At 65.6% G+C, this 6,137-nt stretch carries 6 protein-coding genes; 5 read left to right on the top strand and 1 reads right to left on the bottom strand.

The annotated features are described in order from the left end of the window. The coding region (locus ABSG20_RS27150) for a chromate transporter (RefSeq protein WP_423867564.1) at nucleotides 1-408 on the bottom strand (408 nt) is incomplete at its 3' end. Nucleotides 409-721: 313 nt separating this feature from the next. On the opposite strand from ABSG20_RS27150, the gene ABSG20_RS27145 reads away from it, so the two are divergent. The 5 genes from ABSG20_RS27145 to ABSG20_RS27125 all read left to right on the top strand — a co-directional run. Beyond that, on the top strand, nucleotides 722-1,084 hold the full coding sequence (locus tag ABSG20_RS27145) for a hypothetical protein (protein WP_423867563.1): 363 nt from the start codon (nucleotides 722-724) through the stop codon (nucleotides 1,082-1,084). 240 nt (nucleotides 1,085-1,324) lie between these two features. Continuing rightward, nucleotides 1,325-3,763: a multicopper oxidase domain-containing protein gene (locus ABSG20_RS27140; protein ID WP_423867562.1), complete on the top strand. Its 2,439-nt coding sequence runs from the start codon at nucleotides 1,325-1,327 to the stop codon at nucleotides 3,761-3,763. Between the two features lie 75 nt (nucleotides 3,764-3,838). Then, a complete protein-coding gene (locus ABSG20_RS27135; RefSeq protein ID WP_423867561.1) occupies nucleotides 3,839-4,603 on the top strand; it encodes a methyltransferase domain-containing protein in 765 nt (254 codons plus the stop codon). A gap of 14 nt (nucleotides 4,604-4,617) precedes the next feature. Continuing rightward, a complete protein-coding gene (locus ABSG20_RS27130) occupies nucleotides 4,618-5,466 on the top strand; it encodes an amino acid kinase family protein (RefSeq protein ID WP_423867560.1) in 849 nt (282 codons plus the stop codon). After that, nucleotides 5,463-6,137: amino acid kinase family protein (locus tag ABSG20_RS27125; protein ID WP_423867559.1), on the top strand; the 675-nt coding region annotated here is incomplete at its 3' end. The genes ABSG20_RS27130 and ABSG20_RS27125, both read left to right, overlap by 4 nt.

The raw sequence follows: 6,137 nt of genomic DNA, 5'->3' as shown, positions 1-6,137 counted from the left end.
GCCGGCCGCTGCCGCGGCAGCACCCTCGATCGCGGCCTGCAGGACGACCGATCGGGCCAGCGCGCCATAAGCGATCATGAGGCCGACGGCGACACAGCTCGGCCCGATGAGAAGTCCGAGAGCGGCGGCCGCCGCGCCCGACGGTCCTCGCACGCGCTGGCCGATGAGGACGGCCAGATTGACGACATTCACCCCCGGCATGATGCGCGCGAGCGCCAGCGCGGCAGAAAACTCGGCTTCTCCGAGCCAGCCGCGCCGCTCGACGAAGGCGCGGTGCATCCAGGCTGAAACGCCGCCGCCGAAGCTCGACAGCCCGAGCTGGGAAAACAACAGGAAAAGCTCGACGAGACCGATGTCATCGGGCGTTTGCGTGGTGGAAGACGCACGCGTTTTGCGGTCTCCGAGCACGCCTTCAGCCCTTTCGATCAGATGCGTTGGAAACGTCGCCGAGGCGAGCGGTCCATTCCGCCTGCGACGCGTCAGTCCGATTCCGAAACAGTAGAACCCGAAGGTCCCGCTCGCGACAAATGCTGGAAGTATGTTTTCTCTAGACTACTTAAACGTGCTTTGGCAAGATGACGTTGAGCCATGGGAACAGAGCCCCATGTCGGTTTGGCCGATAAAAATCTAATCCTATCGCCGAGCCGGGCGGATATGCCGCCTTCGTTCTGGATCTCAAGGAGTCCGGCGATGCGCTCGCCGCGAACCCGGGAGGATAGCCGTGGCACTTTGGTCGATAAAGATCGTCGCAGGCGACAACGCCGGACACCCGGCCAAATTCGTTCCGCAGTTGCAAGAAGGCGGCCCGGAAGGCTTGTTGGCGCAGGCCGGCGATTCGATCAGCTGGGACAATACGACCACGCAGAGTCAGCAGCCCTGGCCGACCGACGACAAGTTCAATCCGCTTCCGCCGGACCAGGTGCGTCTGCGAGGGCAACCAAATTCCAATTACCTCTCGGATGAAATCCCGCCGGGCCATTCTTCACGGCCAAGCTGGATCGCTTTCGGGTCCGCCGGGACCGTGATGAAATACTGCTCCCTGCCGCATCCGCTTGCCCGGGGTTTGATCACGATCACGCATTAGATTCAGGCGTTGCGGCGACCGCCTGCAAGGGCGCCGCATCGCATACAGCCTCCGGGCCGGGCGCTGCTTGCAGGATCACACACGCAATAAAGACAATCGAAACCAAAAAAAGCCAAGGAGGCTGCGATGGCCCGGTGCGACGGTTTGCTTCGGAATGGCGAATGCCCTGGCCCGGTGGCGCCCCGCGCGCGATTTTCGATTCCCCGCCTCCCGGAGCGGTCAGGTAGCCGGGCTCCGTGGATGGCGGTTGCGGCAGCCACGCTGTTGTTGCTGCAAGCGCTGCCGACCCAGGCGCAACAACGGATCCGCCAGCCTCGGCCGCTGGCCAATCCGCCTTCGGCGTCGGCCGGCAAGCAATTCATTGCCTGTGCGGCCTCCGGCCAGCCGCTGCTGCGCGTGCCCGAGCTGGTCGCACAGGGGAACGTGCTGCGCGGAACGATCGTGCTCCAGGACACGCCGACACGGATGGACCTCGGACTTGGCAACGGCAACTGCCTTCCGCAATTCGTGCGAAACTTCCAGGGCGCCAACGCAACGCTTCCCGGCTACCCCGGTTCGATCCCGGCCGGCTATCCCGGCGGTCCCCCCGTCACCCAGTACGCCGATCCGGTGCCGGGCCCAACGCTGAGGGCGAACCTCGGCGACCTCGTCCAGTTGACTTTCCTCAATCACATCGATCCGGGTGACTATGGCGACTCGATCGACCGCGGAGAGCGCGGCCAGGGATGCGACGAGAGCAGCGCTCCCTATCCGGGTCTGGACGTGTTTCCCGACTGCTTCCACGGATCGAGCACCGGCAACATCCATTTCCACGGCACCCACACCAGCCCGAGCACGACCGGCGACGATGTCTTCATCGAAGTGCGGCCGTCGCCCCGCAGTGCGGGCGCTCCGACCGTTACCGAGCCGGTGGTGCAGGGGCCGTTCGAGAAGTTTTTCGCCGAATGCACACGACAGCTGAACAAGGGCGTGTTGGCGCAATGGCCCAGGAACTGGGGTGATTTTCCGCCGGAACTGGTGGTTCAGCAATTGAACCTGCTCAACCAATATGACGCCGACCCGGCGATCTTGAACAAGCTGCTGCCGGTCGACCTGAAGCAATGGGCCGAGGGGGCCTGGCCTCAATATTATATCGGCGCTTTTCCCTATTGCTTCCGCCTGCCTGAATACAAAGACAAGGTTTGGCCTCCTGCGGCGCCCGCGCACCCTGCCGCGCATGGCGCGATGGCCGCCAACGCGGGCCCGCCGCTGCTGATGGGCCAGGCGCCCGGAACGCACTGGTACCACGCCCACAAGCACGGTTCGACGACCGTCAACGTGGCCAACGGCATGACCGGTGTTTTCATCATCGAAGGCGCCTCCTATGACGGCGCATTGAACCAGTTCTACAACGTCGGCTGGACCGGTCAGCAGCCGTGGACGCGTTCCCAGCCGGTGCTCGTCATCAACCAATTGGGCGTCAGCCCGAATCTGGCCGGCGGAGGAACAGGAGCCGGGCCGCTGCCGTTTTCGGTCAATGGCCGCTCCCAACCGGTCATCACCATGCAGCCCGGTCAGGTACAGCTCTGGCGCATTGCCAACACGTCGTCGCGCGGCGGCGTGTTCGTCGCAGGCTTCGCGCCGGCGGCGAACAGCTCGGCGCCAAGCTCGCCGCAGACGTTTGCCTGGAAGCAGATCGCGCAGGACGGCGTGCAGTTCAATGACGTGAACTATGAAAACAGCCAGAACCCCCAGCTGCTGCTTGCGGCGGGCAATCGCGCCGACGTGCTGGTTCAGGCGCCGAAAACGCCCGGCCAATATGTGTTGCTGACCCAGCAGGTGCGGAGCAGGTGCGCGACGGTGCCGCTCGCCCTGATCCCGAACCTGCCGACCACTCCACCGAAACCGATTTGCGCGGCGGATGATACGACCCCGGTGCCGCTGTTGGCCGTGTCTGTGACCGCCGGCGCGCCGGCGACCGGCAATCAGGCGCAGTTCATTCCGGCGAGCGAGCTGAAGACGGTGTTTCCGCCGTTCCTCCGGGACATCACGGACGCCGAGGTGACGGGCACCAAGACCGTCGTTTTCGAATCCGTGCCGACGAACGGCAGTCCGGGCGTCATGCACACCATTGACGGGCACAAGTTCGACGGCAATGTCGGCGAAGTGGTCATGCTCAACACCGTCGAGGAGTGGAAGATCGTCAACAGCACCGTCAACGGCGCCGTCAAGAACGGCAGCGTCGTCGCGACCGACCCGCCCGGCATCGTCGATCATCCATTCCACATCCACATCAATCCGTTCCAGATCGTGGAATTCTTCGATCCCAACGAGCTGCTGCCCGGTACCTCGACCTACAAGTATGTGTTCGTGAAATCGGCGACCCAGCCCCTTCCCGTGCTTCAGTCCGGCCAATGTCTGCTGTTCTATGACAAGCCCGACACCTGGAAGCCCTGCGACAGCGGGCCCAAGACCAATCTGATCTGGTGGGACGTCTTCATGATCCCGTCGGCGCGGGCCGTCTTCATCGACAACAACAGCCAATCGGTCACCGTCCCCGGCTATTTCAAGATGCGCAGCCGCTTCGTCGACTTTGCCGGCCAGTACGTGCTGCATTGCCACATCCTGGCGCACGAAGACCGGGGCATGATGACCGTCGTCGAGGTGGTGCCGTTCACGACCGCGTATTCGCATCAGTGAATGATGGCAACGCGATCCAGGCGCTATGCGCGTCCGGCGCCGCCCTGGCCGCGCCGTTACGGCAGGATGCCGCCGATGTCCGCCTTTGACAGCGTCGCCGCCACCTTCGAGCGCCACCGCGCCCTCCCGGATGGGGTGCCCCAGGCGATCCGGGCCGCGGTGCTGAAGGCCGCCGACGCCGCTTCGCCGCGGCTGCTCGATCTCGGCGCCGGCGCCGGGCGGATCGGCTGGCCGTTCGTCGCGGCGGGCGACGATTATGTCGGCATCGATCTCTCATCCGGCATGCTGCGGACGTTCATGCGGCGTGCGGAGGGCCGTCACGCCCCGCGCCTGGTGCAGGCGGACGGCGAACACCTGCCGTTTCGCGACGCCACGTTCGACACGGTCATGCTGATCCAGGTGTTCGGCGGCATGCGCGGCTGGCGGCGGCTCCTCGCCGAAGCGCGGCGCGTGCTGCGCCGCGCGGGCGTGCTGGTGCTCGGCCGCACGGTCGCGCCGCCCGACGGCCTCGATGCGCGGATGAAAGCGCAGCTGGCATTGGTGCTCGACGCGATGGGCGCGCCATCCGATCGGACCAACACGCGGCAGGACGCGCAAGCCTGGCTCGAGCAAACGGCGCAACCCACGCGCCTCGTTGCGGCGAAGTGGACCGCCGAGCGCACGCCGAGCGGGTTCGTCGGGCGCCACCGCACCGGGGCGCGGTTTTCGGCGCTGCCGGCCGCGGTCCAGGAGGAGGCGCTGCGCAGGCTCGCGGCCTGGGCGGAGGCGACGTTCGGCTCGCTCGATGCGGCTTGCGCCGAGCCGCATGCCTTCGAGCTGCAGCTGTTCAAGTTTTCATGAGGGGGGCAAGCGGAATGTACGAAACAACGGACAACGCCATGCTGACCGAGCTGGGACGGCGGCTGGTCGGCGGCTCGCTCAGCGATCAGGCGATCCAGCGCGCCACCGAAGCGACGCCGAACTTCGCCATTCTGCCATGGGTGAACGTGGTCAAGATCGGCGGACAGAGCATCATGGACCGCGGCCGCAGCGCCGTCGGTCCGGTGGTCGAGGAGATCGTCGCCAACCTGCATCGTCACAAGATGATCCTGGGCACCGGCGCGGGCACCCGCGCCCGCCACGTCTACAGCCTCGCGATCGATCTCGGCCTGCCGACCGGCGTCCTCACCGTGCTGGGCACCGCCGTCGCCTGGCAGAATGCGCAGATGCTGCAATACCTGCTGGCGAAGCATGGCATCGCGTTTCTTGAGCCGGAAGGGTTTGCCTCGCTGCCGCATTATCTGATGGAGCGCGGCGCGGTGATCTGCCAGGGCATGCCGCCCTACAAGCTGTGGGAGGCCAATCCCGACATCGGCAGGATCCCGCCGCAGCGCACCGATACCGGCTGCTTTCTGATCGCCGAAGTATTCGGCGCCAGGAAGATGATCTATGTCAAGGACGAGGACGGGCTCTTCACCGCCGACCCCAAGAAGGACCCGACCGCCCGGCACATCGCGCGGATCAGCGTGCAGGAGCTGCTGGCCCAGGACCTCCACGACCTGATCGTCGAGCGCTCGGTTCTCGACCTCATGCTGAACACGCGCAACATCGCCGAGATCCAGTTCGTCAACGGGCTGAAGCCGGGCCAACTGACCGCGGCCCTGGACGGCGAGCCGGTGGGATCGGTTATCTTCAATGCGGCCAACCGCGGAGCCGCAGCATGAATGAGGATCAATTCGGTGCCCAGCACGTCGCCTCGCGGCTGATGCGCGAATCGCTGATGGACAAGACGCTGATCGCCCGGACCGAAGCCCCCGTCCGTGCCATCCTGCCCAAGCTCAACGTGGTCCAGATCGGCGGCCTTTCGATCATGGACCGCGGCCCCAGCGCGATATTGCCGCTGCTCGACGAGATCGTCGCCAACCAGTCGGACCATACCCAGGTGATCGGCGTCGGCCCCGGTGTGCGCGCGCGCCATATCCTGTCGGTCGGCCTCGATCTCGGCCTGCCGACCGGGGCGCTCGCCACGCTGGCCGCCAAATCGTCGGCGCAGAATGCCTATATGGTGTCGTGCCTCTTGGCCAACCGCGGGTTTGTCTATCTCGAGGCGCCGTTCATGGTGCAGCTGCTGCCGGCGATGCTGGCGGCCGCGCGCGGCGCGGTGTTCAACGGCATTCCGCCCTATGATCTCTGGGAGCATCCGCCGGCGCTCGGCAAGATCCCGCCGCACGGCAGCGATGCCGGCTCCTACCTCGTCGGCGAGGTGTTCGGTGCGCGCTCGGTCATTCTGCTCAAGGATGTCGACGGCGTCCATGCCGCGGACCCGAAGAGGCATCCGCGCGCCGAATTCATTGCCGAGATCGGCGCCGCCGATTTGTTGCGCATGCAACTCGAG

It is taken from the genome of Bradyrhizobium sp., from assembly GCF_049512235.1.
GTDB lineage: Bacteria > Pseudomonadota > Alphaproteobacteria > Rhizobiales > Xanthobacteraceae > Bradyrhizobium.
The sequence above is the reverse complement of the archived record's forward strand: the minus strand, read 5'-3'. Positions and strand labels throughout refer to the sequence as shown.

Bases quoted from the DNA above. Each gene is read 5' to 3' on its own strand.
- ABSG20_RS27140 (WP_423867562.1), top strand. From the start codon at position 1,325: ATGGCGGTTGCGGCAGCCACGCTGTTGTTGCTGCAAGCGCTGCCGACC.
- ABSG20_RS27135 (WP_423867561.1), top strand. From the start codon at position 3,839: ATGTCCGCCTTTGACAGCGTCGCCGCCACCTTCGAGCGCCACCGCGCC.
- ABSG20_RS27130 (WP_423867560.1), top strand. From the start codon at position 4,618: ATGTACGAAACAACGGACAACGCCATGCTGACCGAGCTGGGACGGCGG.